We start from the raw sequence: 26,870 nt of genomic DNA, 5'->3' as shown, positions 1-26,870 counted from the left end.
GCCTGGTTCCGCTAGAAGTTCACCCGCAGGGTGACCGATGCGGTGCGCTCGGCAGTGGACTGAGCGACATAGGTGTTCTCGAACACGGAGGAGTCGAAGACCAGGTCGCGGACGCGTTCATCGGTGAGATTGCGGCCGCGTAGCACCAGCGCCCAGTGATCGGAGGCGGAGGCCAGCACGAGGCGGGCGCCATATAGGGTGTAGGCGTCCTGAAAGCTGTGCTCATCGAGGTCAGTGGCTGAGTACTGGTCCCCGCGGTGGCTGACGTCCACCGCCACGCGAGGCACGATGCCGAACATGCCGGGGAAGGTGACCTCCGGCGACAAGGACAGGGTGGAGCGGGGCGCGTTGGCGAGCGTGCGGCCCGAGAGATCCTGAGTGTTGTCGTCGCTGCCTTCGACCGGCGGGGCGTCGGTGTACCGCAGGTAGGTCGCTTCGCTGAACGCGAATCCGCCCGATACGCGGAGCCAGTGCCAGGGCGTCTGCCAGGAAAAGCCACCTTCGATACCGCGCAGCCTGGCCTCGGCGGCATTGCGGACCTGGTAGGCGGTGCCGTCGAAGTCGACCACTTGCAGCTGTTCCACGTCCGTATTGTAGGCGGCCAGATCGAGGCTTAGACAGATCTCGCGAAAGCGGCTTTTGGTCGAGACTTCGACGCTGGTCGCGACTTCCGGCTCGAATTCCAGGTTCTCGGGCGTGTTGGCCGTCGCGTTGAAACCACCGCCCTTGAAGCCGCGCGCCCAGGTGAGAAACGCGGTCGTGCTTTCGGAGGCATCCCAGCGCAGTCCGAACGTCGGGGAGAAGTCGTCTTCCTTGCGCTCGATGGGTGCGTCGGTGGCGAAAGTTTCCGCGCCCAGTATCAGACCGATGAGTCCGACGCCTTCCTGCTCAACCTGGTACGACGCCCGCTTGGTTTCGCTGCCGTAGCGAGCGCCGACGATGCCGGACCAGTGATCGGTCCAGCGCCAGGTCATCTGGCCGAACGCGGCGTAGGACTGGGTGTCTTGAGCGTAGCCGCGCAAGAAGGCGTCGTTGATCGGTACGCCGGGGCCAGGAGGCAGCAGGTCGAGCAGGGGGCCGAGCGCTCCTGCGGGAATGCCCAGGGCCTCCAGGCCCGGTGTGGTCAACGCAAATGGCACCAGGTCCTGGCCGGCGAGGGTGTCCAGGTTGCTGGTGAGTTCGGCATCCAGTGCATAGAGGCCGATAACAAAATCCACCGTCCGCCCGAGCCCGAAGAAGCTGTCTGCGCGGCCCGATGTCCGGGCCTCGATGGAGTTCTGCGCGTAGTCGGCCCGAAAATCCGTGATGATCAGATCCGACGGGCTGACGTCGATATCGATGATGGTCGTGAAATCGAAAGCAGCACGGCCGACGACCACCGTGTGCAGCAGATCCGACAGGCCAAACCAGCCGGCCGCGTCGTATTCAAAGACAGCCCGGCTGACGTCCGAGTGCCGATCCACATAGCCCGGTGTGTTGAAGCTGGTCTCCGCGTCGGTGGGGTCGTCTTCAATCGCCGGGTCGAACTCGCGTAGGTAGTCCAATACCTGGTCGGTGGCATCCATCAACTGCCAGGGTGGATAAACCGAGTCGGTGTCGGAGAACTGCGTAGACAGGCGCAGCGTCCAGTTCGACAACGGTGCGATCACGGCCTTGAGGCGCAACGCCTGCTGGTCGACGGTCCCTTCGCGCTCGTCCAGAAAGCGGTTGTAGACAAAGCCATCGTGTTGCCAGTCCACGCCTGCCACGCGCAGACCCAGCGCACCGTCGAACAGGTTCAGGTCAGCGCCGGCTTCGATCCGGCGTTCCTGGTGCGAGCCAGCCGTCGCAGCGAGCACCGTGCCGACATCGTCGTCCGGCTCCGCCGAATAAATATTGATGACGCCGGCGATGGTGTTCTTGCCGAACAGGCTGCCCTGCGGGCCGCGGAAAACCTCGATCCTGTCGATATCGAACAAGCCATCGGCGATGAACTCGGGGCGATTGATCGCCAGCTCATCCAGTGAAAGCCCCACCGAGGGCTCGAACCCCACATTGTCGGTCTCAGTGGAGAAACCGCGGATGCCGATCACCGGCGCCTGCGGGTCGGTGTCCAGCTCGACATTCGGGGCAAAATCTTCCAACGCTGAAGGATCGAAACCGCCGGACTCGGCCAGCGTGTCGCGGTCCACCACCGAGGCCGAAACAGCGACCTCATCCAGCGTTTGTTGCGTTTTCGGAGCGAGGACGACGACCTCTTCCAGAACCAGGCCGTTATTCGCGCGGCGAGGTGGTTCCCGCTCAAGAGGCGGCACCGGAATCGTGTCGACCGTATCGGTCTCCTGAGCGGCGCCAAGGCCGCTGGCGAGCAAAGCGCTTGCGCCTAGCAGCCAGATGCCGGCCGCGTGTGTCCAGTTCCCAGCCAAGTCGGTTCTCCCTGATACCGTCGCCGGCGAAGCCAGGATAGGAACTTCGGCTCGGCGATGCCCGGCGAAAGCCTATGCGAAGACCGCGCCATTTGCCCGTAACGGGCACCGGTTCCCACTCCGTTTCGACAGCACTCGGCGGAGTGTAGACCAGCTAGGAACTGTGCTTGCGCGGAGCACAGCGGTGAACTCTTGTTTCACGCGAGAAGTGGGTGAGCACGTTGACTTGTACTGCTCAGTCGTCAGCAGAGTGATTTATTGTGCACGAAACAAGGCTTGGCCCCGAATTCCCCGGAGTAGGTTAAATTAGTGTAATTGGTAAGGTGTCACCGTAAACCCGTAAACCCGTAAACCCGTAAACCCAATCTAGCGTCGCCTTTTTTCCAAAGCTGAGTGCAAAATTCCTCGTGCACGCTCATAATTCTTCTGTGAAAAATAGTATTTCCCACCGCCCCCCTCAACAGGACGAAAGTGGTAACTCACCCCAGAGCCTTCCAACCCTCTTTCAAAGTCCACAGAAACATAAATGTCTGAAACCTCTATATAAAGAGGGCCATTAGCAGAAAACTCCTTGTACAATTCTTCAACTTGGCTGGATTTTTCAGATTCATAATATATTTTTTCACCAATCAATTTATTTTGTATGCCAAAATCCTCAAGGCGCTCAGAAAAATACTCTCGTAAAAATTCATCATTGATTCTCACCCACTGTTCGGAAGACTCGCCTCCGCAGGCTGAGAAAATGACAACAAAATAAACGACAACCGAAAAAACTGCCAGCCGCATATATGTCACTCCGAACCCATTAAGCGGGTCATTTCATATAGATTTACTGTTTGATTAATTCCGGTGACACCTTACTAATTGAACTGATTTATCGCTATGCCGGCAGAATGACTCATCTCCCTGGGATCATCGGTCCTGACTACCCCCACCCACTTCACGCGGCGGGGTCTTCGCCGCCAACGCATTTTCTTCGGCATACCTGGCGGGGCAGGGTTTCGGCCCGCTGAGTATCTTTGACGTTCTCGAGTGATCGATTCCGGATTCGGCATCCTGACTGAAGCAAGGCAGAGGATGCAGCCCTAGAACTCGATCCCGAGGGACAGGGTGACGGTTCGAGGCCGCAGCAGGCCGTAGTTCAGGTCGCCGTTGGTGGCTGCCACACCGTGCAGGATGTTGACCGGGACCGTCTCGTTCAGCAGGTTGGTCCCGCTCAAGCGAATGTTGGGTGTGACCAGCCCCAGGCGCGTCAGGCTGAGGGAGGCTCCCAACAGCCCGTAGGCTGGGAGCTTTTCGTAGTTCACAATCTCGTTGTTGGACTCACCCTGATAGCTGTAACTGAGGGCCGAACTGAGTTGCCAGTATCCGAGGAAGGTGTCGTGCATGAGATTGACGCTGCCCGTGAGATGCGGTGTGGCGGGTAGGCGCGAGCCCTCGGGAGCCGTGCCGCGCGACGTGTCGAAGGTTTCTGTCAGACGTGCATCGACATAGGCGCCGTTAAGGTTCAGTGTGAAATTCCAGGGCAGCAGGGTCGTCAGCGCCGACTCCACGCCCTTGACCTGCGCTCCGCCCGCATTGTTGATATAGGACGTGGATGTGGTCTGACTGGACTGACGAATTTGTGGGTTGATCCAGTCGATGAGGAACGCGGTCAGATCGAATCGAAGCGCGCCTTCAAACCAGTCGGTTCGCGCGCCGAGTTCGTAGTTCTGGATCTCGTCAGAGAAATAGGTGAACTCGATGTCCGGGTCGTTGAGCGGGTTGTTGTTGAACCCCCCGAACCGGAACCCTTTGGCATAGTTGGCGATCACCCGGATATGGTCCGCAGCGTGCCAGGTCACGGCCGCTTTGGGGTTGAAGCCGCCTTCCTCCAGGGTCACGCCATCCGGTGTGTCGCTGGTTTCGATATAGCCGATGCTCTCCTGTCGGAAATATCGGCCCCCGAGGTTGATCTCGAAGTGGTTGCCAAGCGGGCGGGTTAGATCAAAGAACACGGCGGTTTCATCGGCGTCCGCCGATAGGTCCGAAGGGATATTCAGAACTTCGATGGTCAGAGGGTCCAAGACCGCCGTCAGTGTGGCAGACGTGGTGTTATCGAAGACCTGTTCCGCCTCCAGCCAGTACAGTCCCACCAGATAATCCCATCCATCCAGAGGCCAGAATCCGACGTGGCTGGGCTCAGCCGATACCAGACGCAGTTCTGCAGTGGTCTGTTCGGTATGGCCTTCAAACAGCTGCCAGACCTTGGTGCCTTCGATATCTTCAACGCCCCAGAATGCGGTCAGATCGAAGATGCTTTCGCTGTCCTTTTCCAGGAAGCTGCCGATTCCGGTCACCGAGAAGCTGTCGAATTCATACTCGACCTCGCTCCGGTACAGGTTGGCCCAGGTCTCGCCCGGTGTTTCCTTGCGGCGTGACTCTGTTTCCCGGTGGTTGGGGTTGTCGGTGGAGCCGCTGGCGTCGGAGCGTGCCTCGAAGCGATATGCCATGAATTCCGCACTGAGTCGGCTCGTCGGCTTCCACAGCCCGATCACGCGCGCCTGCGTGTTGCCGCCGCTGTTGATGTCGTTCTCGCCTGTCGTGAGGTCATCGATGGACCCGGGATCGGTGCGTTTGGTCCCGACCACTCGAATCGCTGCCGTGTCGCCGACGGGGGCGTTCAGAAAGCCAGTGTAGTGGCGAGCAAGTCCCTCGCTGTCCGCGACTTCACTGAGACCCAGCGACAGGCTTCCGAAGGTATCGATCAGTTCGGGTTTGTTGGGTACGTATCGAATGGCTCCGGCGAGCGCAGCGCCGCCGAACAGGGTGCCTTGCGGGCCTTTGAGGACCTCGACCGTGGCCAGGTCGAACGGATCGATCCCTGGGATGGCTCCGGCCACGGAAGGGTTGACCAGCGACACGTCATTGAACAGATAGCCCGTGGTCGTGCCGCCATAACCGACGGTGCCACTGGCGGTCACGCCGCGAATGACGACCTGCTGGCGGATCTCCGACCCACCTGTGCTGCCAAAGGTCACGCCCGGTGACTGGGCCAGGATCTGCTCCAGGTCAGTCGCTCCCGCTTCGATCAGGTCTTCGCCTGACATCGCATCGATGCTGGACGGCACGTCTCGCACCGATGCCTCGCGCTTGGTTGCTGTCACGACCACTTCTTCCAATCGTAAGGTTCCGGAGGAGTGGGGGGCATCCTCTTCATCCAGCGGCGCCACTGGAATGGTGTCGACCGTTTCGGGCTCGTCATCCTGCGCCTGACTCGTGGAGAGCGCGAGCAGGCCCATGGCAGTGGCGAGGACTCGAATGCTGAGTGCGGCGAGGGTTAAACCGTGTCGTCTTGGCATGTTCAAGGCAGGTAGGGACTGGGATGCCTGTCGATGAGCAACAACCATGCCCCCGAGAGGTCGCCGTCTGGGGGTAATAGGGGACGGGAATTACGGGGAATTACGGAATTACGGTGAGACCTTACTAATTGCACTACATCCGGATCGAACAACGTGACCGATCTCGGCGGGTTGGCGCGGCCGGGCAGTGCCAACATGCAGATCGGCACGGCCTACTACAACCTCAAGCGCTATGGCCAAGCCATGCAGGCTTTCAAAGAGGCGACCGCGTTCTCCGACTACCGGGGCCAGGCGAAGCAGTGGGTGGTCTTCGTGAGTCAGCAGATTGAGCGCGAGCGGGTGGTACGAGGGGATACGTGACGCTCTTGGTGGTGTGTTGTGCCGTTCCGAGGCTTCTGTAGACAATGCGACGCTGCTCCACTTCCTCTTCTCCCGCAGTTTCAGGGGCACTCCAAAGCACCGGCCAGTGCGCGTTGGCCACCGCCAGGACACGAGGAGGACACAAACCGCTCAAACGTCGGGCACAAAAAAACCAGAGACCGCTAAGTCTCTGGTTTTTTTGATTAAATATGGCGGGCCCGGAGCGATTCGAACGCCCGACCCCCTGGTTCGTAGCCAGGTACTCTATCCAACTGAGCTACGGGCCCGCGATTTCGTGACGCACATTTGGCGTTCAGCGAGGCGCGCATTGTAAAGATTCTGGCGGATCGCGCAAGCATCTGAGGGTTCGGACCAGCGGTATCCGCCGCCATGACGACCGTCCTGCCCATTCGGCGCGCGTTGCCAAAATGTTCACTTTTCGATTGTTAGCCTGCAGACCACTCGAAAGCAACGGCAACCGTGGAGTAACCCCATGTTGGACGGAACAATCGCGAGCGACCCCAGTGGTGAAGGCGAGCGGCGCAAGCAGATGGGCGTTCCCGAATTCATCGAGGTCACGCAGATCGCGATTCTCCAGGCCGCCGATGATCTCGGCACGCTGACGGGCTCCGGGTCCACGCCGCAGAATCTGGTGGATCAGGTGCGCGCCTCGCTGGTCGTCCGAGAAAGCGATTTCGCCCGCGCGATTGGCATGTTGATCGCCAATGAGTTGCTGGATATTGCGCTGGAGAACGATGTGTGGAGCTACGCGCTAACCCAGTCCGGTCGTGATCACCTGATGGCCTGGATCGACTCAGTCGGCGCCATTTCGCGTGATTGGAGCGTCACCCACGCCCGCACGCGCAAGCAGGCAGTTCAGGCGTTGCTTGCGAGCCGTGCCCGTCACGCGCTCGGCGAGACGCAGGCAACTCGCCACTGAAGGCCATTCTTGCTTGTTGAGCTGGCTGGCGTTTCGCCATCAGCTACATCCGGATGCCATGTCGGGTTTTTCCGGAGCACGGCTGTGGCAATGCGAACGGCCACGATTGCGGACAAGATGGCTTCCGCAGCCTTACTCGCAGCATCGTCTGCGGCCTCCGATGAGGCGGAGGGTGACTTGAGGAGGATGACGAATTTATCGCCGCCCAGTCGATGAACCGTACCGTTGTCTCCGACCGACGCTCTCAAGCAGTGGGCTATCAATCTGACTCGTGCAGGCCTGATCAGCAGGCCATGCTCACTGCGCGTCGTGAAAGATGATACCGAGCGTGTAGCGCTCCCCGGCTTCGACGCGGCTGACACCATGCTTCATCCGAACGCGATAGGTGCCGCGAACGCCCTGTTTGGGTCGCTGATTCACCGCGAAGATCACAGCATCACCCTGGTTCATCCGGATTACCTGGGGCCGCGATTGCGCGCGTGGGCGTTGTTCAACCAGCACCAGCTCACCGCCCTGAAAGTCGTCGCCGGGCGAGCTGAGCATGATGACCGCCTGCAACGGGAACACCTGCTCGCCGTAGAGATCCTGATGCAGACAGTTGTAGTCACCGGCACCGTATTTAAGGATAAGCGGGGTCGGGCGGGCTTGGCCTGCTGCATGGCAGTTCTGCAGATAGTCCTGGTGTTGAGGCGGGTATTTGCGCTCTTCACCCAGCGCGTGCGCCCAGTCATTCGCGATCGGCGCCAGTACGGCGTAGAGCCGCCCCCGCAGCGTCGACACATGGCTAGGCAGCGGGTAGCGCAGGTACTGGTACTCGCCGCGGCCGAAGTGATGTCGCTGCATGATGACCCGCGAGCGGAAATGGCGTTCATCCGCGTAAAGCGAACGCAGCGCTTCGCAGTTATCCGGATCGAGCAAGGCGGGCAGTATTGCGAAACCATCGCTGTCCAGCTTGCCGCGCAATGCTTCGGCGTCAATGCTGCTCATGGGTGGGTCGCGCGGTCAGCCCGCTCCTGATCAATGAGCGTGCGCTTGCGCTCCAGCCCCCAACGGTAGCCGCCCAAATGACCATCGCCGCGTATGACTCGGTGGCAGGGCACCAGCACGGCCACCCGATTGGCCGCGCAGGCGTTGGCGACCGCGCGAACCGCTTTCGGTTTGCCGACGGCTTGCGCCACTTCGGTATACGACCGCAGTTCGCCAGGGGGAATCGTCAGCAGGTAGCGCCACACTTGCATCTGGAAGGCCGTGCCGCGCAAATCAACCGGCAGATCGCCTGCGGGCTGTTGTCCTGCCAGATGGCGCGACAATGACGCCATCCACTGCATGAACTGATCGTCGCCGCCGTCGGCCATGCGCGTGATCGCGGCGGCCGGAAACTCTTTGCGCAATGCGGTCAGCAGGTCGTCTTCGCTGCTGCCGAATTGCACGAAACATAAGCCCCGGTCACTGGCCGCCATCATCAGCAAGCCGAGCGCGGTGTCGGATGTGGCCCAGGAGATCGCGACATCCAGCCCACCGGCGCTGTACTGTTTGGGCGTCATGCCCAACCTGCTTGCCGCGCGCTCATAGACCCGGCTGCTGCTGCCGAAACCGGCCTCGTAAGTGGCCGTTGCGACAGAGGTGCCTTCCCGAAGTTGGGTTTTGAGCGTGTCCAGCCGGCAGGTTTCAATAAAGTGCTTGGGTGATACTCCCAGCACCTTCTTGAACTGACGCTGGAGATGCGACGGGCTCAGGTGGGCGCGTTTCGCCAGGGTCTCCAGGGTCAGCGTTTCGGCACTGTGCGCCTGGATATACCGGCCGAGCTCGCGCATCTTGCGTACGGCGAGTTCGTCAGCGGTCTTTGCCAGTGGCTGGCAGCGTTTGCAGGGTCGCAAGCCGTCTAGCTCGGCTTCGGCAGCCATAGCGTAGAACCTGACGTTTTCGCGCTTCGGCATGCGTGACGAGCAGGACGGTCGGCAGTAGACACCGGTGGTCATCACGCCATAGAGGAATCGGCCGTCGAACGCGGTATCGCGGGCCTGCATGGCATCCCAGCAGATGATGTCTGTCGGTTTCATGCCGCGTTTCTCACAGGGGCGACTTCGAAATGGTGCAGGCTGTCGGCCAGCACGCGGCACAGTTCTGCAGGCTGTGAGAAGAATGGTGAGTGTCCGCTGTCCAACGAGTACACGTGGTCACATGGGGTTTCACGGAGCATCGCACGTTGTAGTGGCAGCGTGACCGCGCGGTCCTGCAGGCATTCCATGTAGACCTTGGGCACCCGGCCGTAGCGTGCCTGACTGAGCTTCAAAGGTGTGAAACCAGCCCAGTTGGGCTCCGCTTCCAGCAAGACGTTAGCCAGTTCGGTGATTTCGTCGCCACAGTCGTGGTACAGGGCTTCCCTGTAGGCGTGACGCGCTAGTCGATGGACCTGTAAGCCTTGCGGCAACAGTCGCGCCGCGAGGCGTTGTAGCCAGCGATGGCGGAAAATCCGCGTCATCGTCAACAAGCGGCTTCGATCGAGCCCCGCCTCCAGATTCTGGGCGACCAGTGAATGCTCGTCTTGCAGGGCAAAGTCCATCATCGACTTGCCGTCCGGCACCAGATAGGCGGCGAGATAGATCAGCCCCTTGACGCGCTCGGGACGCTGTTCGGCGGCTTGCGAGATGACGATGCCATTGCGGCTGTGCGCCACCAGAACGACGGGCTCTGACTGCTGATCGATGCACGCCAGAACATGCTGAACGCAGGTGTCCAAGAAAACCCGGCTTGGTGGCGTACGGTCGCGCCCGTGGCCAGGCAGGTCCAGTGCGATACCGCGATGTCCCGATGCTTCCAGGAGAGGGACGACGCGATGCCAGTTCCAGGCGGCGTGAAAGGACCCATGAAGAAAAACGTAAGTGGCCATGCGCTTAGCTCCTTGCTGTGAGAGGGAGCAGTCTGCGCACTCGGGCTGGCGGCAACTATCCGATTCTTGCGCACTTATTCGTCTTGATCGGTTAGCCGGCTGCCGCGATTTGCCAGCGTCCATCCATGGGCCCAGTAAAGCAGCACGCTCAGCTGCTTTTATTCTGGGATTAACGCTGTCGTCCTGAATCAAGCGCCTTGATGCGCTGCTCGTCGGGTGTGCATGGAATGGCTAACAGGTTAGCCAGTGCGTATTCAGCGCCCAGACTCGGTGACCAGTACCAGCTTGCCAATGTGCGAACCGGATTCCATCATCCGATGGGCGTCCGCTGCGTCTGATAACGCAAACCGGGCGTGAATCTGAGGCGTGAACCGCCCGTCCTCCATGAGTGGCCACACGTGCTTGAGCAGATCAGCCGCCAGCTTGGCCTTGTAAGCTTTCTTGCGCGGGCGCAGGGTCGAACCGGTGACGGTCAGTCGCCGCATCAGGATCTGGGCGAGCGGCACCTCGGCCTTGCTGCCGCCGAGCAGCCCGATGAGCACCAGGCGGCCGTCGTCGGCAAGGCTCTTGATCTGCCGCTCCATGTAGTCGCCGCCGACCATGTCGAGGATCACGTCAACACCGCGGCCGTCCGATAACTCGCGGATCACGTCTGCGAAGTCTTCTTCCCGGTAGTTGATGGCGCGCTGGGCGCCGAGATCCACGCAGGCCTGGCATTTTTCGGCTGTGCCAGCGGTGGCGAAGACCGGGTGACCGAGTGCTGTAGCGATCTGGATGGCGGTGGTGCCGATGCCGCTGGAGCCGCCCTGAACCAGCAGCGATTCGCCGGCGCTGAGGCGGCCGCGTTCGAACACATTGCTCCAGACCGTGAAGCAGGTTTCCGGTAGCGAAGCGGCCTGTTCCAACGTCCAGCCCTTGGGCACGGGCAGACATTGATCGGCTTCCGCCACGCAGTACTCCGCATAGCCACCGCCATGAACGAGCGCACACACGGTGTCGCCAAGCTGCCAGTCCGTCCCCGACAGGTCGCCATCCACTATCGTTCCGGCCACCTCCAGCCCCAGTAGCGGGGAGGCATCTTCGGGCGGCCGGTAAAGCCCCATGCGCTGGAGTACATCGGGGCGGTTGACGCCAGCGGCGGCCACCTGGATCAGCACCTGGCCGGCGCCGGGCGTCGGCCGAGCCATCTCCGTGGCTTGGAGAACATCGGCATCCCCGCTTTGGCGAGTTGCGATCGCGCGCATGGTAGGCGTTGTAGGCATGGGTATTCAGATACCTGGTTGATCGGGGCTTGTGCTCACGATGGGTATGACGGCACACAAACCATAATCCCCCTGCGCTTGGCGGTGTTTCAACCCGGCCGTAGTGGTTTGGTTCCGGCGAGTTGCAGCGATTCCCGGCGCTTCTCCAGGAAACGGCGTTCCACAGTCTGCGACACATAGTGCAGTGCCTGCACGTAGGCGTGGTCAGCCGCTGCCGGGTCGCCTAGCTGTCGCAGCAGTTCGGCCCGCGCGGCGTGGTAGGGATGAAACGTTGCCAGCGCCTCGTCTGTGGCCAATGCATCGAGTAAAGCAAGCCCGGCCTGTGGTCCATCGCGCATCGAGACCGCCGCGGCGCGGTTGAGCTGCACGATGGGTGAGGGCTGCAGGCGGAGCAGCAGGTCGTAGAGGGCGATGATCTGGTTCCAGTCGGTGTCCGCCGCTGTTGCGGTATTCGCATGCACCCCGATGATGGCCGCCTGCAGCGTATAGGCACCGATGCGTTGGCCGGCGAATGCGCGGTCCAGCAAGGTATTGGCCTCGGCGATTGTCGCGTTGTCCCATAGCTTCCGGTCCTGGTCTTCCAGCCGCACGAGCTCGCCCGTGTCGTCGGTGCGTGCGGCCCTGCGGGCTTCGTGAAACAGCATCAGTGCGAGCAGGCCGAGCACGTCCGGGTCCGGCAGTAATTCGGCGAGCAGTCGGCCCAGCCGGATGGCTTCGCCGCTCAGGTCCTGGCGCGTCAGCGTATCCCCGGATGAGGCCGCATAGCCTTCGTTGAACACGAGGTAGACCACCCGCAGCACGGCTTCGAGCCGGTCGGGCAATTCCGCTGGCGACGGCACCTCGTACGGGATGCGTGCACGCTTGATTTTCGCTTTGGCGCGGACGATCCGCTGCGCCAGCGTGGATGGCGCAGCCAGATAGGATCGGGCGATTTCTTCCGTGGTCAGGTCGCAGATCTCGCGCAGGGTCAGCGCGACTTGGGCATCGGTGGAGAGAGCCGGGTGGCAGCAGGTGAAGATCAGCCGGAGTCGGTCATCCTCCAGTCCGTCCAGCTCGGAGGCGGCCGGGTCGTTGCTGCGGGCGTCGTCTTGCAGGCGGACCAGCTCAGGTGTCAGCGTGTCGAAACGCGTGCGCCGCCGCAGCTTGTCGATGAACTTGAACCGCCCGGTGGAGACGAGCCAGGCGCGTGGATTGTCTGGTATGCCGTCGCTTGCCCACTGCTCGACGGCCGCGGCAAACGCTTCGTGCATGGCCTCTTCCGCCTGATCGAAATCGCCTAGCAGGCGAATCAGGGTGGCGAGTATGCGGCGGGATTCCGTGCGATAGATCGCGTCGATCCGCGCGCTCAGACCCGCCGCTGTCCGCGGGTTCATCCGATCAGGCGGAGTCGACCAAGGGGCGCACCTCGATCGTGCCGCCGACGGCCAAGGTGGGTATGCGGCGGGCGATGGCCAGTGCTGCGTCGAGGTCTTCGCAGTCGATCAGATGAAAGCCGCCGAATTGTTCACGCGTTTCCGCGAAGGGGCCATCGGTGATCACCTCCCGGCCAGCGGGCGAGCGCAACGTTGTCGCCGTGGCGGTCTGCATGAGCTGATGGGTGAGGACATGCTGGCCCGCAGCATCAATCTGATCGACCCAGCTTCGATAGCGCGTCATCACGTCGTCGCGCGTTGCCTCGTCCAGGCCGTTCCAGTGCGCCTCGTTCATGCAGCACATCAGCATGTAACGCATCGATCGTCTCCGGTTCGAAGAGCCAGCGTGAGAGCGCAGTCCACGGCGCTCTCTAAAGTTGAATCAAGGGCTTGAAGCCGCCCCAGAACATGCGCTTGCCGTCGAAGGGCATGGTCTCTGGTTTCATATCGGCCAGCCGCGGATCGTTCATCACTTTTTCGTTGACGGCGTCGCGATGTTCGCGTGACTCGTAGGATGCCCAGGCGAAGATGACGACCTCGTCCTCCTTGAGATGTACGCTTTGCGGGAACGACGTGACTTCGCCGCTTTGCACGTCGTCGGCGACGCACTCCACATAGTCCAATGCACCGTGTTCTTTCCAGATAGCGCCGCACATCTGCGCCATGGCGCGATACTCCTCCAGCTTCGCCCGCGGAACCGGCAGCACGAAACCGTCGACATACGCTCTTTTGCTGGTCATGGTGTTCTCCCCTGCGCTTATTGGTTGGTGATGGCTGTGTCGGCCATGCTGTCACAGAAGCCCTCGGGAAACGCCTCGTCCAGCGGACGAATCTCGAAGGGCCCGCACAGCCGCACGCCCGGGTGGTTCGAGATCAACTGAATCGCATGGTTCATGTCGCGTGCCTCCAACAGCAACAGGCCGCCCAGTTGCTCGCGGGTTTCGGCGTAGGGTCCGTCGGTGACCACGGCCTCACCATTGTGCCACCGGACGGTTACGGCGGAATCAGCGGGTTGCAGGGCTTCGCCACGCAAAAAGTGACCGCCGTGTTTGAGCTCTTCGTCGTAGGCGTGGCAGGCCGCCATCATCGTTTGGCGTTCGGCGGCGCTCATCTCGGTCCAGCGCGTTTCGGCCATGTGGCCGAAGCATAGATACTTCATCGTTACGCTCCAGTGTCAGTCCCACATTGTGGTCGAACGGTGGAGCCCGATTTCGACAGGGACGAGACGGCAGGAGCGCGTTGGCCGGTCTCTGTGACACCGGCGTTGTTCCGGGCATAAAAAAACCGCGACGGTCAGAAACCGTCGCGGCTCGAATCAGTTCATTCGCCGAAAGGCGAAAGCGCTGTTCTTACAGAGGCATGATCTGCGTTGCCTGCATGCCCTTGGCACCGCGGGCAGCGACAAACTCGACCTTCTGGCCTTCTGCGAGGGTCTTGAAACCAGAACCCTGGATTTCTTTGAAGTGGGCAAACAGGTCTTCGCCGCCGTCAGCCGGGGCGATGAATCCGTAACCCTTGGAATCGTTGAACCATTTCACGGTTCCGTTCTGCTTTTCACTCATTAAACTTTCCTAAACTCTAAATACAACAACAACAAATGATTTCAGCGCGCACTGCGTGCGTGCCGACTGCATAGCAATCAAGGAAGGTAACGGGTGATTCGCGAAGCATCGCTAGATGCGATGCCGAGGTAACCGGAACAGCCTGATGACATTGGCAGCAGGCGGATGATACGGCATCCGAACGGTTGGTGCGCAGTTATCGGCTAAGCGGGCGCCAATCAGTGTCGAAGCAGTTGGGTTTCGAATGCGTCGGAGGCCATCGCGCCGGCGAACAGAAACCCTTGAACCAGGGTGCAGCCGTTGGCGCCGAGGAACTGCATTTGATGCTCGTGTTCCACGCCTTCGCCCACACTCGTGAGCCCGAGCCGGTTGGCGAGCGTCAGAATCGTCGCCGCCACGGCGTCGGCGCGTTCGTCCTCGCCAACGCCGCCCATGAACGAATGGTCGATCTTCAGCGTGTGAATCGGCAGCTGCCGGATGTACGACAGCGACGAATAGCCCACACCGAAATCATCCAGCGCGGTGGTAAACCCGTGTCCGGCGAGCACGCCGATCTTGTCGGCGGCGGCCAGCGGATCGGCGATGACCGCATGTTCGGTGATCTCGATTTCGATCATGCGCGGATCGACACCGGTGTCTCGGACAATGCTGAGCATGTCGGCGACGAATCCGGGGTACTGGAAATCCGCCGCCGAGACATTGACGGCCAGTGTGATCGGGGTGTCGAAATTGCTGGCCCACGAACGCGCTTGCACGCACACGTCGTGCACGATTCGCTGGTTGAGAGCCTTGTATAAACCGGTTTTCTCGGCCAGCGGGACGAACACGGACGGCCCGATACTGCGACCGTCTGGCCGGACCCATCGAGCCAGCGCCTCTGCACCGACCAGAGTGCGGGTTTTCAGGTCGAACTTCGGCTGATACCAAGGTTTGATGGCGCCATCGCGAATTGCGTCACGCAGCTCGCTCTCCAGCGTGAGCAACTCGCGCGAGGCGGAATTCATCTCCGCGCTGTAGAACATGTACGTGGTGAGGGTGGCGTCCTTGGCCGCGTGCATCGCCGCATCCGCGCTTTTGATCAGCAATTCGGCGGTCTCGCCATCCTTCGGATGCACGGCCACGCCGCCGCTGATGCGGATCTGAATGCGCTCGCCCTCCAGCATGTAAGGCCGGGCAACGGCTTCGAACAATCGCTCCATGTGCTCGTTGATCAGATGCAGCTGGTCAACGACACGGCTTTTGGATGTCAGCAGTACGCCGAAGCTGTCGCCACCCAGCCGACCAATGAAGGCTGTGCCCCCGGCCGCGTCACGCAGGGCTGTGGCGATTTGTTGCAGCAGCAAATCCCCCAGCCGGGTGCCCAATGCGTCGTTAATGGCGGCGAATCGATCGACATCCAGCACGGCAACGGCCACGCGATCGGGGTGGGTTTCCAATGCCATGTCGATGCGCTGCATCAGCAAGCTGCGATGCGCCAGCCCGGTCAGGCTGTCGTACTCGTGCAGATAGCGGACGCGAGCGACCGCGTCTTCGCGCTGATCCATCTCGTAACGGAGTTGCACCGTACGTTCGTCAACCAGCTGCTGGAGCAGGCGTGTCTGGTCATATAAGGCCAGATGCGTGGCGACGCGCGCCCGGACGACGGCGGGTTCGAATGGCTTGGCGACATAGTCGGCGCCACCGATGGAGAAGCCGAGTTCCTCGTCGCGGGCCTCGTTCTTGGCCGTGACGAAAATGACAGGAATCCGCGCGGTTTGGGCATCCGACTTGAGCCGACGACAGACCGCATAGCCATCCATGTCCGGCATCACGACATCGAGCAGAATCAGGTCGGGTGGCTGGTCCGCCACAATGTCCAAGGCGCGGCGGCCAGACGTGGCGGCCTGCACGCGATAACTGCCGGCGAGCACGGAGCGCAACATATCGATGTTGCTCGGCGTGTCGTCGACGATCAGTACGGTGGGTGGATCTGCGGTCATGGCGCGTCGTTCTCCCCTAAGTCGACCTGATCCATGGCCTGTTTTGCACCGACGAAGTCATAGGCTTCGGCGCGATCGATGACGGCTGAGACGGCTTGTTCGAGACCGGCCGGAACGAGCTGCCGCAGGGTTGATGCCAGATCGACCGCCCGAGTGTCGTTCTCCAGCAGTAACTGCGCAAGTCGCCGCCATTGCCGCTTAAAGCTGTCTGCGGACATCTTGGTCGGGACAGTGGCCGGCAGGGGCTCGATGCTGCCCAGCGCTTGGCGGACCACCGAGAGCTGCTCGCCAAGCTCGGCCAGCGGCGCCGCCACGGTGGCATTGTTGTCGATGGCAGCCTCCACGGCAGCGGCCTGCGCGGCGAGTGGATAGGCGCCCAGGCTGCTTGCGGCGCCTTTGAGCGAATGCGCATGCAGCTTGGCCCCTGCCGGGTTGTCGGCATCCAACGCATGGCGGATCGCCGCCGTCGCATCGCAGTGGTCTGTGCGAAACCGCTTCAGCAGGCTCAGGAGCACGCCACGATTGCCGTCCAGACGGCGTAGTGCATCGCCCAAGGCAAAGCCCGGCAGATCAGGCAGATCCGTTGGGACGACGCCATGGGTCGGTGAGGACGCAAGGACACGACCCAAATGCCTGCCCACGGTTTCCAGCAGCGTCTCGGATTCGATGGGCTTGGCCATGTAGTCATCCATGCCGGCATTCAAGCAGCGCTCTCGGTCACCGTCCATCGCATTGGCGGTCATCGCCACGATGGGAGTGTCGCGGTAGGCATCGAGTCCGCGGATGCGCCGACTGGCCTCGAAGCCGTCCATCACCGGCATCTGGCAGTCCATCAAGATCAGATCGATGCCGTCGCCGGCTTCCAGGCGCTCCAGCGCCTGCGCGCCATGTTCGGCCAGTGACACGTTGGCGCCCGCCTGCCGAAGCACGGTCGAGGCAATCTCCTGATTGATCGCGTTGTCCTCAACCACCAGAACATGCACGCCGGACAGGGAAAGGGGGCGCCCTTGCGGCGCTTCGGGTGGTTCAGGGTCTTGCGACTGGACGGCCTGCGTGAGGGTGGCAAGTAAGCGGCTGGGGCTGACCGGCTTGACCAGGAATCCGTCCAGTTTCAACTCCGCGATGCCGGGCAGGCTGTGCTCTGCGCCGTAACCGGTCATCATCACCGTGCGGGGGCGGCCGTATCGTTCCGGTGCGTTCAGCACCCGCCGGACCAGCTCGGTGCCGGAGAGTTCGGGCATGCGCCAGTCGACGATCAGGAAATCATAGGGGCGAGATTGTTTGACCGCCGCCTCCAGCCGCGCCAAACCCGATCGGCAACGCTGTTCGGACACCGCGGTGACACCCAACCGTGCAAGCAGGCCGGTGATCACTTCGCAGGTCGTCAGATGATCATCAACGACCAGCGCACGCCGACCGCTGAGATCAACCAGCGCGGCATCCGGTTGCCTCGTATGGTCTTCGTCGAGGACCAGTTCAAACCAGAATCGACTGCCGGCGTCGGGGGAACTGCTTACACCCATGGTGCCGCCCATCAGCGTGACCAGGCGGCGAGCAATGGTCAGCCCCAGTCCGGTACCGCCAAACTGGCGGGTGGTGGAGGCGTCGGCTTGTTCAAAGGCCTCGAAGATCCGCGTTTGTTGCTCCGGCGTGAGCCCGATGCCGGAGTCGGTGACAGCGAATCGAAGCCTGGCCTGCTGCTGATTCCGCCACACGGTGTCGATGGTCATGTCGATGTCGCCGCCATCCGGCGTGAACTTGATGGCGTTGCTGGCCAGATTGCCGAGCACCTGCCTGATCCGCAGAGGATCGCCGATCAAGCGGTTCGGACAGTCGTCCGCCAGCCGGATCGACAGCTCCAGTTGTTTGTCCCGGCTGCGCTCGCCCATGAGGTTGCCGACATCATCAATCAGCTGGTGCAGTTCGAACGGGATGGTTTCGATCTCCAGGTGCCGGGCCTCGATCTTCGACAGATCGAGAATGTCGTCGAGCAGTCGCAGCAATAGCCGTGACGACGACTCGATCTGCGACAGATACCGCCCCTGCTGGCCTGTCAGGTCGGTGCCGCGCATCAACTGCGACATGCCGACCACCGCGTTCATCGGGGTGCGGATCTCGTGACTCATGTTCGCCAGAAACTCGCTTTTGGCGGCGTTGGCACTATCCGCTTCCTCACGTGCGGATCGCAGTGCCTGTTCCAGAGTCTTCTCACGTTGGATATCAATGGTCAGGCCGTAGACGGTGCGGCTGCCGTCCGGATTGAATGCGCCGCGGAACGCCGTGCGGCGCCAGAAATAGCTGTCATCGGGCGCCCGCATGCGGTACTGAAACGTCCCGGTCAGATCCTGCTCATCCGTTGCGTGGCGTAGCCGCTCTACCTGGGCTGTGAATGTTGGCTGGTCGTCCGGGTGAACGAAGCTGAGAACCTGATCAAACTCGCGGTAGAACTGCTCGGGCTTGAGGTCGATGACGATGTGGGGCGTGTCGCTGATATAGGTGTAGCGCAGCGCGAAGTCGGGCGGTGTCATCCTGAGTTCCCACACAACACCCGGCAGGTTGGCCGTGAGGCGACTCAGCCGTTCTGCCTGTGCCTCGGCTTCGGTGCGCGCCGTTTCCAGTTTCTCGGTGAGTTGGCGCTCGGCATCGATGTCGACGGTGTGGCCGACCGCGATGCGGTACTGGCTGCCTTTTACGTCATAGATCGAGCCAGTGGCCCGTACCCAGCCCCAGCGACTGCCGCGCCGCCGGATCCGGTATTCGGAGCTGTAGCGGCCATCGGCGAGCGCCTGTTCGATGTCCCGCCGGTAGCGATCACGGTCGTCCGGATGAACCAGCGTCAGCAATTGGCCGGCGTCCTGTCGAATCATCGGCAGATCGAGATCACCAAACGGAGTGTCCAGCTTGCCGGCGAAGTGGGTGAACCGCGCAATGCCGGTCTCCTGGTGAATCTCCGCCCGCCATGTCGCACCAGGGAGGTTTTCGGTGATTTCGACCAGGCGCTGGCTGGTTTCCGCCGCTGTGCGTTCGGCGTTCTTCAGGTCGGTCACATCCATCATCACGCCGTAGAGCCAAACGATGCGGCCGTCCGCCGCTTGCTGGGCGCTGCCGTGTTCCATGACCCAACGCAGTTCGCCGTCGCGGTGGCGGATGCGGTACTCCACCAACCAGGGCAGGCCGGCTAATGCGGCGCCTTCCACTTTGGATTGCAGGTCCACGGCGTCGTCGGGGTGGATCAGCGCACCGAATGAGGTGCGTCGATTGCCGATGAAATCGTCTGCCGGGTAGCCCGTTAGCACCTCGACCTGATCGGAGACGAAGGCCATGGTCCACTGCTCATCCATGGCGCAGCGATACACCACGCCGGGCACGCTCTGGATGATTTGTCGGGTGCGACGCTCGGCGTCCAGGCGACCGGATTCGGCGGCCAGGCGCGGTCGGGCGTCGCGAATGCTGATGATGGTCCGCAGCGCATCGGTCGGTGCAGCGACGAACTGGCTGACGCCGATATCCACTGGCAAATGTGTGCCATCGGCCTGTAGTGCTTCCGTTTCGCGCAGTTCGACGGCGTGGGGAGCGGGCGTTTCGTCCGTACCGGCAGGCAGGTCCAGCGACGGGAGCAGCGCGTCAAGCGGCAGGCTCTTGAGCGACTCCGGCTCTCGCCCAAAGACGGTGCGACACCGATTGTTGGCGCTGAGCACCCGGCCAGTCTTCGGGTCCAGCACGAGCAGGGCCTCGGGCACGGTTGCCAACATCTGCCAGCTGCGTTGGCCGGCGTGCTCCGCGCGGCTTAAATCGCGTCCCTGGCGCCAGCCGAGCCAGCCCAACACCATGCAGCAGGCAAATCCGCCGATGAGGAAGACCTCAAGCAATTCCCGGGCAATGCCGTCCCCCAGCTGGTTTGGCAGCCCGAGCACGACCGTGGTCAGCGCGAGGGCGAGGAGTAGCAGCAGACCCAGCAGCAGATTGCGCATCGGACCCCGCGGCATCGGCGCAGTCTCCTCGTCAGGTGTTGTCCGGCCTACGTTCTCATGGTTTTGCGAAGGCGTCATCCCGCTATCTGGCATCTCGCGCGCCCCGTGGTTCGCGTGCGATGCGCGGGTCAAAAAAACCGGCTGGGGCCTCGCAGTCGTGGCTGACGGACAGGGCGGACGGAAAATATCTAAAGTTCTGTGCACCGGGTCCGATAACCGGGCTGTATCGGCGAGACGTCCAGGTTGGAACGCTCCGCTGAGCATTAGGCGCCGCCGGCGCCACGACCTAAACGGACCAGGAGTATTTAGCCATGCAAGTGATCAATACCAACGTGATGTCGCTGAACGCTCAGCGCAATCTCAACAATTCCCAGGACATGCTCGCCACGTCGATGCAGCGCCTGTCCACCGGCCTGCGCATCAACAGTGCAAAGGACGATGCGGCGGGTCTGGCGATCTCCGAGCGCTTCACCGCACAGATTCGCGGCCTGGATCAGGCCGCACGCAACGCCAACGACGGCATTTCACTGGCGCAGACCGCAGAAGGTGCGCTGGGTGAAGTCACCAACAACCTGCAGCGGATCCGTGAGCTGGCGGTGCAATCGTCCAACGCGACCAACAACAATACGGATCGTGCCGCGTTGCAGACCGAAGTCGGCCAGCTGCTCGAAGAAATCAACCGCGTGGCGGATACCACGACCTTCAACGGCGTGAACGTGTTGGACGGCTCCTTCTCCGGCGCTAGCTTCCAGGTTGGTGCCAACGCGGGCGAGACCATTACCGTCTCTTCGATCGTGGATGCCAACACGGCCGCGATGGGCTCGGTCACCCAGGCCAGCGTGTCGGTGGCTGCGTCGGGCATTACCGGATTCGCAACCGGGATCGCCGCCGGCGGCGTGACCGTTAACGGTGTCGATATCGGTGCGGTCGCCAGTGCCAGCAGTGCTGCCGAGCGGGCTGGCCAGCTGGTGGATGCCATCAATGAGGTGTCACAGCAGACCGACGTCGGAGCGTCATACGACAGCGCGACAGGGCAGATCACGCTGGTTAGTGACGCTGCCATCACCATTGCGGGCACGACCGACTCCGCCACCGTGGCGGGCTGGGCCAATGGGTCGGTTGGAACGCCTGCGACATCGACCGGCATCGACACCCTGTCGGTCGCCAGTTATGCCGGCGCCCAGCTGGGCATTCAGCTGGTCGACAGCGCGCTCGACACGATCAACACGGCCCGCGCTTCGCTGGGCGCCGTGCAAAGCCGCTTCGAGTCGGTGGTCGCATCGGTCCAGGTGCAGTCCGAGAACCTCAGCGCCTCGCGCAGCCGCATCCAGGATGCCGACTTCGCCAAAGAAACCGCAGCACTGACCCGCGGGCAGATCCTGCAGCAGGCCGGTACGGCGATGCTGTCCCAGGCCAACTCCGCACCGCAGAGCGTGCTTAGCCTGCTCGGCTAAGCCCGCAACAGGGGGGATGAGTGAACGGGGTCAGGTCGCCGAACGCGCCTGACCCCGTTTTGGTTTCCGCGACCGGAGACACGATCATGAGCGAAGACATTCGCATCAACCCGATTACCGACGCTTTAAGGGAGCGGCCTGACCTGCCGATGCCCTATCCACCGACTCGGGAACACCCGCCCGCAGTGGCTGAGGCGAACCGTGACGACCGGGCGTTCGTTTCCGACGAAGCGACGCACCGGGCGGTGAACAAGATCAACGCCACGCTGATCGGTGCCCGCACCAGCCTGCGGTTTCGTGTGGACGGCGAAGCTGAGCTGCTCGTCGTGTCCGTGGTCGATGACGTGACCGGTGACGTGCTGCAGCAAATGCCTGCGCAGGACGTGGTCGAGGCGGCCCGCCGCTTGCACAGCGGGCAGATGCACACCCTGGATGTATCGGCTTGAGGGCCTATCGGGCATGCCCCGCGGCACGCGGCTTGCCTGAACCGGGCAGTCAGCAAAGGAGTCGTTGATGTCTATTTCGTCACTGGGTGTCGGGTCGGGCCTGGACATCGCCAGTCTGGTTTCACAGCTCGTCAGCGCCGAGCGCGGCGCGCAGGACACCACGCTGGCGCGCCGTAGTTCGGCCGCCAATGCGGAGCTGTCCGCCCTGGGTCGCGTGCGCTCGTCGCTCAATGCCTTGGCCGGTGCGGCGTCCACCCTGGAAGAGCCCAGTGCATTCACGCCGACGACGGCCACGTCTGCCGATGAGGGCAGCCTGCTGGTCAGCTCAACGTCTGGCGCGCAGGTCGGCAGCTACAACGCTCGCGTCGTGCAGCTGGCCTCCGCGCACAAGCTGCATTCGCAGGCCTACACCGATGCCGAGGCCGAAGTCGGCTACGGCGAGCTCACGCTGGAACTCGGTGAAGCGTCGTTCTCGGTGAGCGTGCCGCAAGGGGACGGTTCGCTGGAGGCCATTCGCGATGCGATCAACGGGTCGGACGACAATGTGGGCATTCGTGCATCCATCATCATCGCCGATGATGGCGCGCGCCTGGTACTGGAGTCCGAGCAAACCGGTGCCGATCAAAGCATCCGGGTGACGGCTGCGCCGGAGGCCGGCGGCGAGGGGCTCGATGCGCTGGTCTACGATCCGGGCGTGACGGAAAACCTGACGGAGCTGTCCGAGGCCCGCGACGGGAAATTGTCGATTGACGGGTTCGTACGGTCGTCATCGACCAACACCATCACCGACGCCGTGGACGGGCTCAGCTTCACGCTGTTGGCCGAGACCCCCGATATGGACGTGCGGATCGATGTCGCGCAGGACAGCGGTTCGGTGAGCAGCGCCGTGCAGTCCTTCGTCACCGCTTACAACAACGCTCAGGTCACCTTGTCTTCGGTGTCGCTGGCGGTGCCGGGGGGCACCTCCGGCGCGCTGGTCGGCGATCCGCTGGCGCTTGGGGCCAGGCAGTCCTTGCGGACCATGATGACCCAGCAATTCGACGGCGATATCGGCTCGCTATCGGAGGTCGGCATCAGCTTCGAGGTCGACGGCACGATGCAATTCGATGCTTCAGTGTTGGAGGCCAAGGCCGATACAGACCTGGACGCCGTGATCGACCTGTTCAGCGGCGACGACGGCCTGGCGGCGGGTCTTCGCACCTATCTCGACGGATTCACCGCCGACGACGGTCGCATCGATGCCCGCGAGGACAGCCTGGACACACGGCTCGAGGAGATCGAACTACAAGGTGATCGGCTCGACCGTCGGATGGAGCGCTTCGAGGCGCGGCTGACGGCGCAGTTCACCGCGATGGACCAATTGGTCGCCAGCCTGCAATCGACGGGCAGCTACCTGACACAGCAATTGAGTTCGCTGCCGGGATTCACCCGGACGGAGGCGGGCTAGGGCGGCATGGGCCGTTCTGATGCCGGAGACATTGATGAGCTACTTCCAGAAGAATCGCGCGAACCCTTACCAACGGAATCAGGTCACGACCGGTGTGGCCGGCGCCGATCCGCATCAGCTCATCCAGTTGTTGCTCGACGGCGCCACCGAGCGCATGGCCCTGGCTCGTGGTTGTATCGAGCGCGGTGATCCTGCCGGCAAGGGCGAGCGCATCAGCCGCACCATTGCCATTGTCGAGGCCCTGCGCGCCAGCCTGAACTTCGACGTGGGCGGCGGGCTGGCCGACCGTTTGGATAGCCTCTACGACTACGTCATTCGCCGCCTGCTGGACGCCAATCTGCACGCGGATGTCGCGGCCCTGGACGAGGCGTCCGAGTTGATGGAAGAAATACGAAGTGCCTGGGTAGCGATCGCACCCCGGCCCGCACGGACGGCGATGGGGTGAGTCCGTTCATCACCGACATCTTCGCCGCACAGCGAGCCTGCCTGGAGGCGATGCGCTCGGGCGATGGCGAGCGTTCCCATGTTGCGTGGCAACGTTATGACGAGCGGATTCGACGGATGCCGTTGGCGGATTTGCTACCCGCCGATTTGCGCCGCGTGCTGGTCGGTCATCGCGCGTTGGAAGAGGCCGCTAGTGCGGCCCGGGACAAGCTCGCCGAGCAACGTCAGACGATGACCCGGCAGCAAGACGCCGACCGCGCATATCGCTCATCGCAAGCCGGAACCGTTCAGCGCTGACACCGATCCGGCTCCGCGCCCGACGGCTACCGTCCGGCGTGCGGCATCTTCCGCGGATCAGTTGCCGTGGTTCGCCAGGCTCAAACTTGGGTCATCCTCCATTCGCCCCGCCAGCCCTGTCACGGTCGCCGCGCTGGCAGGCGGCGGCGTACCCATCTCTTTGTTGTCGGCCCTAGCGACCTGCGCTAGTGTCATATCAATGATCGTGAATGTGTTGGCGGGCCCTGGGGAGACAAGCTGAATGGTGATGAGCCAGAAACTGGAAGCCAGCGTGAACGCGCCAATCGAAGCGGCCGGCAAGCCGATTCGCATTCTATTGGCGGATGATCACACCCTGGTTCGCGCCGGAATCCGGTCACTGGTCGAGTCCATCGCCGGTGTTGATGTCGTCGGTGAAACCGGCGATGGGGCGGCCGTCGTCGGATTGGTCGAAGTGCAGGAGCCCGATGTCCTGCTGTTGGATCTGGTGATGCCGAACATGCATGGCATCGACATCATCCGCCGCTGTGATGACCGTTGTCCCAACACGCGGGTGCTGGTGTTGTCGATGCACGCCGAATCCGAATACGTACGCGAAGCCATGGCCGTTGGCGCCACCGGCTTTCTGGTGAAGGACTCCGCGCCCGAGGAACTGCCGGTCGCGATATGGGCCGTGATGAACGGCGACACGTTTGTCAGCCCACGGGTGTCACGGGCCATGTTCGACGTCCCTCGGCGCCGGTGTACCGACCAACCGGGCGAGCAGAATGGACGCCGACCGTTGTTCACGCCACGCCAGCGAGACGTGCTGCGTGCACTGGCCAATGGCCGCTCCACCAAGCAGATCGCCGCCGATCTCGACATTAGCGTCAAGACGGTGGAAACCCACCGGGCGCGCATCATGCAGTCACTCGGCATCAAGTCCGCAAACGCCCTGGTTCGCTTTGCGGTACGTGGTCACTACGACAGCAATCACTGACCGCTAGCCCCGGTTGGGCTGACCTCGCGTCGGAAACCTGGCGATGTTCGCCGCCCAGCACCGCGATGGAAGTGAGAGCAGGTCTTCCCGAAATAAGCATTTAAAAGCAAAGGCTTGACGGCATTCCGTGGCGGTTTTCCGTCGTCTGCGCCCGAACCCCTACAGCGTTCTGTCGGGGCAGGTAGGGGAAACCCCGACACGGGGTGGGGATCGTCCCGATTGTCCGGGGACCGGCTTGGTCGGAATACTGACGCCATGCCAGACGCTCACCAGATCTGGCGGCTTCGGGAGGACGACCGATGAGACAAAATCTTGGCGCGCGGATCACCACATCGGCAACGATGACGCCGCAGCTGATCCAGTCGATCCGCTTTCTGCAACTCTCCGCCCAGGAGTTGGAGCAGGAAATCGCGGACGTCCTCGATCGCAATCTGATGCTGGAATCCGACGACATGGCCGCCGATGACGGTGATTCGGAATCGTTTGATTCGATCCATGTCCTAGGCTCATCGGCAGGTGATGAGATCCCTGAAGATCGCCATCCCAGCGACGCCGATCGTGATCTGCGAGCTCGGTTGCTGGATCAATTACAGGTCGCGTTCTCCGATTCCGTGGACCTGGCGATTGCCCTGACACTGCTCGATGCTCTGGACGAGACCGGCTACCTCGAAGACCGGCCCATCGACATTGCGCGTGGCCTGACGCAGGCGGGGCTGGATGTTGACCTGGCACGCGTGGAGCAGGTGCGCGCCGTGTTCATGCGACAGGACCCGGCCGGAGTGGGCGCCTTGGATTTGCGGGAGTGCCTGCTGGCGCAGCTGTCGCAGAGCGCCGAGCCTGCGGCATCGCTGGCCACACGGCTGGTGGCCGGTCATCTGGAAGCCCTGGCCCATGCGGAACTCGATGAGCTCTGCGAGCGGCTTGCAGTCGACATGAGCACGCTGCGTGACGCCATCGACACGATTCGTCGCCTCAATCCCAAGCCGGGGCTGGATGCGCAGGCCAGCGAAATCACCGTGCCTGATGCGATTGTTTCGGTCACCGACCGTGGCGTGGTGGTGCGGCTCAACGGCGCCGCCCATCCACATCTGCGACTGAACACCACATACGAGCGCATGTTGGGCCAGTGCAACCGCGCAGACGCCGCGGCGCTGAACGATCAACTGGTGGAAGCGCGCTGGTTCCTGCGCAGCATCGAGATGCGCCGCGACACCATCCTGCGCACGGTTCAGGCGATCTTCGAACGGCAGCCGGACTATCTTGAAAAGGGCGAAGCCGGCCTGCGCCCGATGACGCTGAAGCAGATTGCCGACGACATCGGCATGCACGAGTCCACGATCTGCCGCGTGACCACCAGCAAATACATCCAGACGCCACGGGGCGTGATCGAACTCAAGCGCTTCTTCTCCAGTGAGGTCGGTTCAGGCACGCAAACCAGCGCATCGGGCACGGCGGTCAAGGCGATGATCCGCAACATCATCGCCGCCGAGCCGCGCGACGAGCCTTATTGCGACGCCGACATCACCGCGATTCTGGCTCGCCGCGGTGTCACCGTGGCACGGCGCACCGTGGCCAAGTATCGCGAGGCCATGGGGATTCACTCCGCCAAGCTCCGCGCCCAGCGGATCACCACCCTGGACGAGGCGCTGGCGTGACGCCGTCGCCTCGCCCCGAGCTGTTACGGCAGGTATGGTCGAAGAAT

At 62.4% G+C, this 26,870-nt stretch carries 23 protein-coding genes and 1 tRNA gene; 9 read left to right on the top strand and 15 right to left on the bottom strand.

The window, feature by feature from the left end:
• Nucleotides 1–11 precede the first annotated feature (11 nt).
• The 3 genes from ACE1EY_RS15190 to ACE1EY_RS15180 all read right to left on the bottom strand — a co-directional run bounded on the left by ACE1EY_RS15190 (nucleotide 12) and on the right by ACE1EY_RS15180 (nucleotide 5,746).
• Nucleotides 12–2,405 (bottom strand): TonB-dependent receptor, encoded by a 2,394-nt coding sequence (locus ACE1EY_RS15190; protein WP_370300548.1) that lies wholly within the window; start codon nucleotides 2,403–2,405, stop codon nucleotides 12–14.
• A 366-nt stretch (nucleotides 2,406–2,771) separates the two neighbouring features.
• Nucleotides 2,772–3,191: a hypothetical protein gene (locus ACE1EY_RS15185; protein ID WP_370300547.1), complete on the bottom strand. Its 420-nt coding sequence runs from the start codon at nucleotides 3,189–3,191 to the stop codon at nucleotides 2,772–2,774.
• 299 nt (nucleotides 3,192–3,490) lie between these two features.
• Entirely contained in the window at nucleotides 3,491–5,746 is a 2,256-nt protein-coding gene (locus tag ACE1EY_RS15180) for a TonB-dependent receptor domain-containing protein (protein ID WP_291513018.1), read from the bottom strand.
• 153 nt (nucleotides 5,747–5,899) lie between these two features.
• On the opposite strand from ACE1EY_RS15180, the gene ACE1EY_RS15175 reads away from it, so the two are divergent.
• Nucleotides 5,900–6,106: a tetratricopeptide repeat protein gene (locus ACE1EY_RS15175; RefSeq protein WP_291513017.1), complete on the top strand. Its 207-nt coding sequence runs from the start codon at nucleotides 5,900–5,902 to the stop codon at nucleotides 6,104–6,106.
• Between the two features lie 210 nt (nucleotides 6,107–6,316).
• Here the strand turns inward: ACE1EY_RS15175 and ACE1EY_RS15170 are convergent.
• Nucleotides 6,317–6,393: transfer RNA gene (locus ACE1EY_RS15170), tRNA-Arg, on the bottom strand.
• A gap of 206 nt (nucleotides 6,394–6,599) precedes the next feature.
• On the opposite strand from ACE1EY_RS15170, the gene ACE1EY_RS15165 reads away from it, so the two are divergent.
• Complete coding sequence (locus ACE1EY_RS15165) at nucleotides 6,600–7,046, top strand: hypothetical protein (RefSeq protein ID WP_291513016.1); 447 nt, start codon at nucleotides 6,600–6,602, stop codon at nucleotides 7,044–7,046.
• A 297-nt stretch (nucleotides 7,047–7,343) separates the two neighbouring features.
• On the opposite strand, the gene ACE1EY_RS15160 is transcribed toward ACE1EY_RS15165, so the two are convergent.
• From ACE1EY_RS15160 to ACE1EY_RS15110, 11 genes are all read right to left on the bottom strand, one after another.
• On the bottom strand, nucleotides 7,344–8,033 hold the full coding sequence (locus tag ACE1EY_RS15160; RefSeq protein ID WP_291513015.1) for a 2OG-Fe(II) oxygenase: 690 nt from the start codon (nucleotides 8,031–8,033) through the stop codon (nucleotides 7,344–7,346).
• Nucleotides 8,030–9,106 carry a bifunctional DNA-binding transcriptional regulator/O6-methylguanine-DNA methyltransferase Ada gene (gene ada, locus ACE1EY_RS15155; RefSeq protein WP_291513014.1) on the bottom strand — a complete coding sequence of 359 codons (1,077 nt, stop codon included), beginning with the start codon at nucleotides 9,104–9,106 and terminating at the stop codon, nucleotides 8,030–8,032. Before ada ends, ACE1EY_RS15160 begins: the two co-directional genes overlap by 4 nt.
• Nucleotides 9,103–9,936, bottom strand: coding sequence for an alpha/beta fold hydrolase (locus tag ACE1EY_RS15150; protein WP_291513013.1), 834 nt, complete (start codon nucleotides 9,934–9,936; stop codon nucleotides 9,103–9,105). The genes ada and ACE1EY_RS15150 overlap by 4 nt, the downstream gene beginning before the upstream one ends.
• 254 nt (nucleotides 9,937–10,190) lie before the next feature.
• Nucleotides 10,191–11,198: an NAD(P)H-quinone oxidoreductase gene (locus ACE1EY_RS15145; protein ID WP_291513012.1), complete on the bottom strand. Its 1,008-nt coding sequence runs from the start codon at nucleotides 11,196–11,198 to the stop codon at nucleotides 10,191–10,193.
• A gap of 89 nt (nucleotides 11,199–11,287) precedes the next feature.
• Nucleotides 11,288–12,571, bottom strand: coding sequence for an RNA polymerase sigma factor (locus ACE1EY_RS15140; RefSeq protein ID WP_291513011.1), 1,284 nt, complete (start codon nucleotides 12,569–12,571; stop codon nucleotides 11,288–11,290).
• 4 nt (nucleotides 12,572–12,575) lie between these two features.
• Nucleotides 12,576–12,929: a YciI family protein gene (locus ACE1EY_RS15135; RefSeq protein ID WP_291513010.1), complete on the bottom strand. Its 354-nt coding sequence runs from the start codon at nucleotides 12,927–12,929 to the stop codon at nucleotides 12,576–12,578.
• A 52-nt stretch (nucleotides 12,930–12,981) separates the two neighbouring features.
• Nucleotides 12,982–13,350: a DUF1428 domain-containing protein gene (locus ACE1EY_RS15130; RefSeq protein WP_291513009.1), complete on the bottom strand. Its 369-nt coding sequence runs from the start codon at nucleotides 13,348–13,350 to the stop codon at nucleotides 12,982–12,984.
• Between the two features lie 17 nt (nucleotides 13,351–13,367).
• Nucleotides 13,368–13,769 (bottom strand): YciI family protein, encoded by a 402-nt coding sequence (locus tag ACE1EY_RS15125; protein WP_291513008.1) that lies wholly within the window; start codon nucleotides 13,767–13,769, stop codon nucleotides 13,368–13,370.
• A 190-nt stretch (nucleotides 13,770–13,959) separates the two neighbouring features.
• Nucleotides 13,960–14,172: a cold-shock protein gene (locus ACE1EY_RS15120; RefSeq protein ID WP_291513007.1), complete on the bottom strand. Its 213-nt coding sequence runs from the start codon at nucleotides 14,170–14,172 to the stop codon at nucleotides 13,960–13,962.
• A 218-nt stretch (nucleotides 14,173–14,390) separates the two neighbouring features.
• On the bottom strand, nucleotides 14,391–16,151 hold the full coding sequence (locus ACE1EY_RS15115; RefSeq protein WP_291513006.1) for an EAL domain-containing response regulator: 1,761 nt from the start codon (nucleotides 16,149–16,151) through the stop codon (nucleotides 14,391–14,393).
• The gene (locus ACE1EY_RS15110) at nucleotides 16,148–20,137 is read right to left on the bottom strand and encodes a PAS domain-containing protein (RefSeq protein ID WP_370300546.1); all 3,990 of its coding nucleotides are present in this window, start codon (nucleotides 20,135–20,137) and stop codon (nucleotides 16,148–16,150) included. Before ACE1EY_RS15110 ends, ACE1EY_RS15115 begins: the two co-directional genes overlap by 4 nt.
• A gap of 296 nt (nucleotides 20,138–20,433) precedes the next feature.
• Between ACE1EY_RS15110 and ACE1EY_RS15105 the strand changes: the two genes are divergently transcribed.
• From ACE1EY_RS15105 to rpoN, 7 genes are all read left to right on the top strand, one after another.
• A complete protein-coding gene (locus ACE1EY_RS15105) occupies nucleotides 20,434–21,576 on the top strand; it encodes a flagellin (protein ID WP_291513003.1) in 1,143 nt (380 codons plus the stop codon).
• Nucleotides 21,577–21,662: 86 nt separating this feature from the next.
• Nucleotides 21,663–22,022 (top strand): flagellar protein FlaG, encoded by a 360-nt coding sequence (locus ACE1EY_RS15100; protein WP_291513002.1) that lies wholly within the window; start codon nucleotides 21,663–21,665, stop codon nucleotides 22,020–22,022.
• Between the two features lie 67 nt (nucleotides 22,023–22,089).
• On the top strand, nucleotides 22,090–23,469 hold the full coding sequence (fliD, locus tag ACE1EY_RS15095) for a flagellar filament capping protein FliD (protein WP_291513001.1): 1,380 nt from the start codon (nucleotides 22,090–22,092) through the stop codon (nucleotides 23,467–23,469).
• 34 nt (nucleotides 23,470–23,503) lie between these two features.
• A complete protein-coding gene (gene fliS, locus ACE1EY_RS15090; protein ID WP_370300545.1) occupies nucleotides 23,504–23,914 on the top strand; it encodes a flagellar export chaperone FliS in 411 nt (136 codons plus the stop codon).
• A complete protein-coding gene (locus tag ACE1EY_RS15085) occupies nucleotides 23,911–24,210 on the top strand; it encodes a hypothetical protein (RefSeq protein ID WP_370300544.1) in 300 nt (99 codons plus the stop codon). Before fliS ends, ACE1EY_RS15085 begins: the two co-directional genes overlap by 4 nt.
• Nucleotides 24,211–24,457: 247 nt before the next feature.
• Nucleotides 24,458–25,168, top strand: a complete 711-nt coding sequence (locus ACE1EY_RS15080) for a response regulator transcription factor (RefSeq protein ID WP_291512998.1) — start codon at nucleotides 24,458–24,460, stop codon at nucleotides 25,166–25,168.
• Between the two features lie 299 nt (nucleotides 25,169–25,467).
• The gene (gene rpoN, locus ACE1EY_RS15075) at nucleotides 25,468–26,823 is read left to right on the top strand and encodes an RNA polymerase factor sigma-54 (RefSeq protein ID WP_291512997.1); all 1,356 of its coding nucleotides are present in this window, start codon (nucleotides 25,468–25,470) and stop codon (nucleotides 26,821–26,823) included.
• Nucleotides 26,824–26,870: the final 47 nt, after the last annotated feature.

It is taken from the genome of Abyssibacter sp., from assembly GCF_964229365.1.
In the GTDB taxonomy this organism is placed as follows: Bacteria; Pseudomonadota; Gammaproteobacteria; order Nevskiales; family OUC007; genus Abyssibacter.
The sequence above is the reverse complement of the archived record's forward strand: the minus strand, read 5'-3'. Positions and strand labels throughout refer to the sequence as shown.

Coding starts and splice junctions, on each gene's coding strand:
- ACE1EY_RS15180 (WP_291513018.1), bottom strand. CDS start 5,746: ATGCCAAGACGACACGGTTTAACCCTCGCCGCACTCAGCATTCGAGTC.
- rpoN (WP_291512997.1), top strand. CDS start 25,468: ATGAGACAAAATCTTGGCGCGCGGATCACCACATCGGCAACGATGACG.
- ACE1EY_RS15105 (WP_291513003.1), top strand. CDS start 20,434: ATGCAAGTGATCAATACCAACGTGATGTCGCTGAACGCTCAGCGCAAT.
- ACE1EY_RS15080 (WP_291512998.1), top strand. CDS start 24,458: ATGAGCCAGAAACTGGAAGCCAGCGTGAACGCGCCAATCGAAGCGGCC.
- ACE1EY_RS15115 (WP_291513006.1), bottom strand. CDS start 16,151: ATGACCGCAGATCCACCCACCGTACTGATCGTCGACGACACGCCGAGC.
- ACE1EY_RS15100 (WP_291513002.1), top strand. CDS start 21,663: ATGAGCGAAGACATTCGCATCAACCCGATTACCGACGCTTTAAGGGAG.
- fliS (WP_370300545.1), top strand. CDS start 23,504: ATGAGCTACTTCCAGAAGAATCGCGCGAACCCTTACCAACGGAATCAG.
- ACE1EY_RS15135 (WP_291513010.1), bottom strand. CDS start 12,929: ATGCGTTACATGCTGATGTGCTGCATGAACGAGGCGCACTGGAACGGC.
- ACE1EY_RS15145 (WP_291513012.1), bottom strand. CDS start 11,198: ATGCCTACAACGCCTACCATGCGCGCGATCGCAACTCGCCAAAGCGGG.
- ACE1EY_RS15125 (WP_291513008.1), bottom strand. CDS start 13,769: ATGAAGTATCTATGCTTCGGCCACATGGCCGAAACGCGCTGGACCGAG.
- ACE1EY_RS15165 (WP_291513016.1), top strand. CDS start 6,600: ATGTTGGACGGAACAATCGCGAGCGACCCCAGTGGTGAAGGCGAGCGG.
- ACE1EY_RS15150 (WP_291513013.1), bottom strand. CDS start 9,936: ATGGCCACTTACGTTTTTCTTCATGGGTCCTTTCACGCCGCCTGGAAC.
- ACE1EY_RS15130 (WP_291513009.1), bottom strand. CDS start 13,350: ATGACCAGCAAAAGAGCGTATGTCGACGGTTTCGTGCTGCCGGTTCCG.
- fliD (WP_291513001.1), top strand. CDS start 22,090: ATGTCTATTTCGTCACTGGGTGTCGGGTCGGGCCTGGACATCGCCAGT.
- ACE1EY_RS15110 (WP_370300546.1), bottom strand. CDS start 20,137: ATGCCGCGGGGTCCGATGCGCAATCTGCTGCTGGGTCTGCTGCTACTC.
- ACE1EY_RS15140 (WP_291513011.1), bottom strand. CDS start 12,571: ATGAACCCGCGGACAGCGGCGGGTCTGAGCGCGCGGATCGACGCGATC.
- ada (WP_291513014.1), bottom strand. CDS start 9,106: ATGAAACCGACAGACATCATCTGCTGGGATGCCATGCAGGCCCGCGAT.
- ACE1EY_RS15160 (WP_291513015.1), bottom strand. CDS start 8,033: ATGAGCAGCATTGACGCCGAAGCATTGCGCGGCAAGCTGGACAGCGAT.
- ACE1EY_RS15185 (WP_370300547.1), bottom strand. CDS start 3,191: ATGCGGCTGGCAGTTTTTTCGGTTGTCGTTTATTTTGTTGTCATTTTC.
- ACE1EY_RS15120 (WP_291513007.1), bottom strand. CDS start 14,172: ATGAGTGAAAAGCAGAACGGAACCGTGAAATGGTTCAACGATTCCAAG.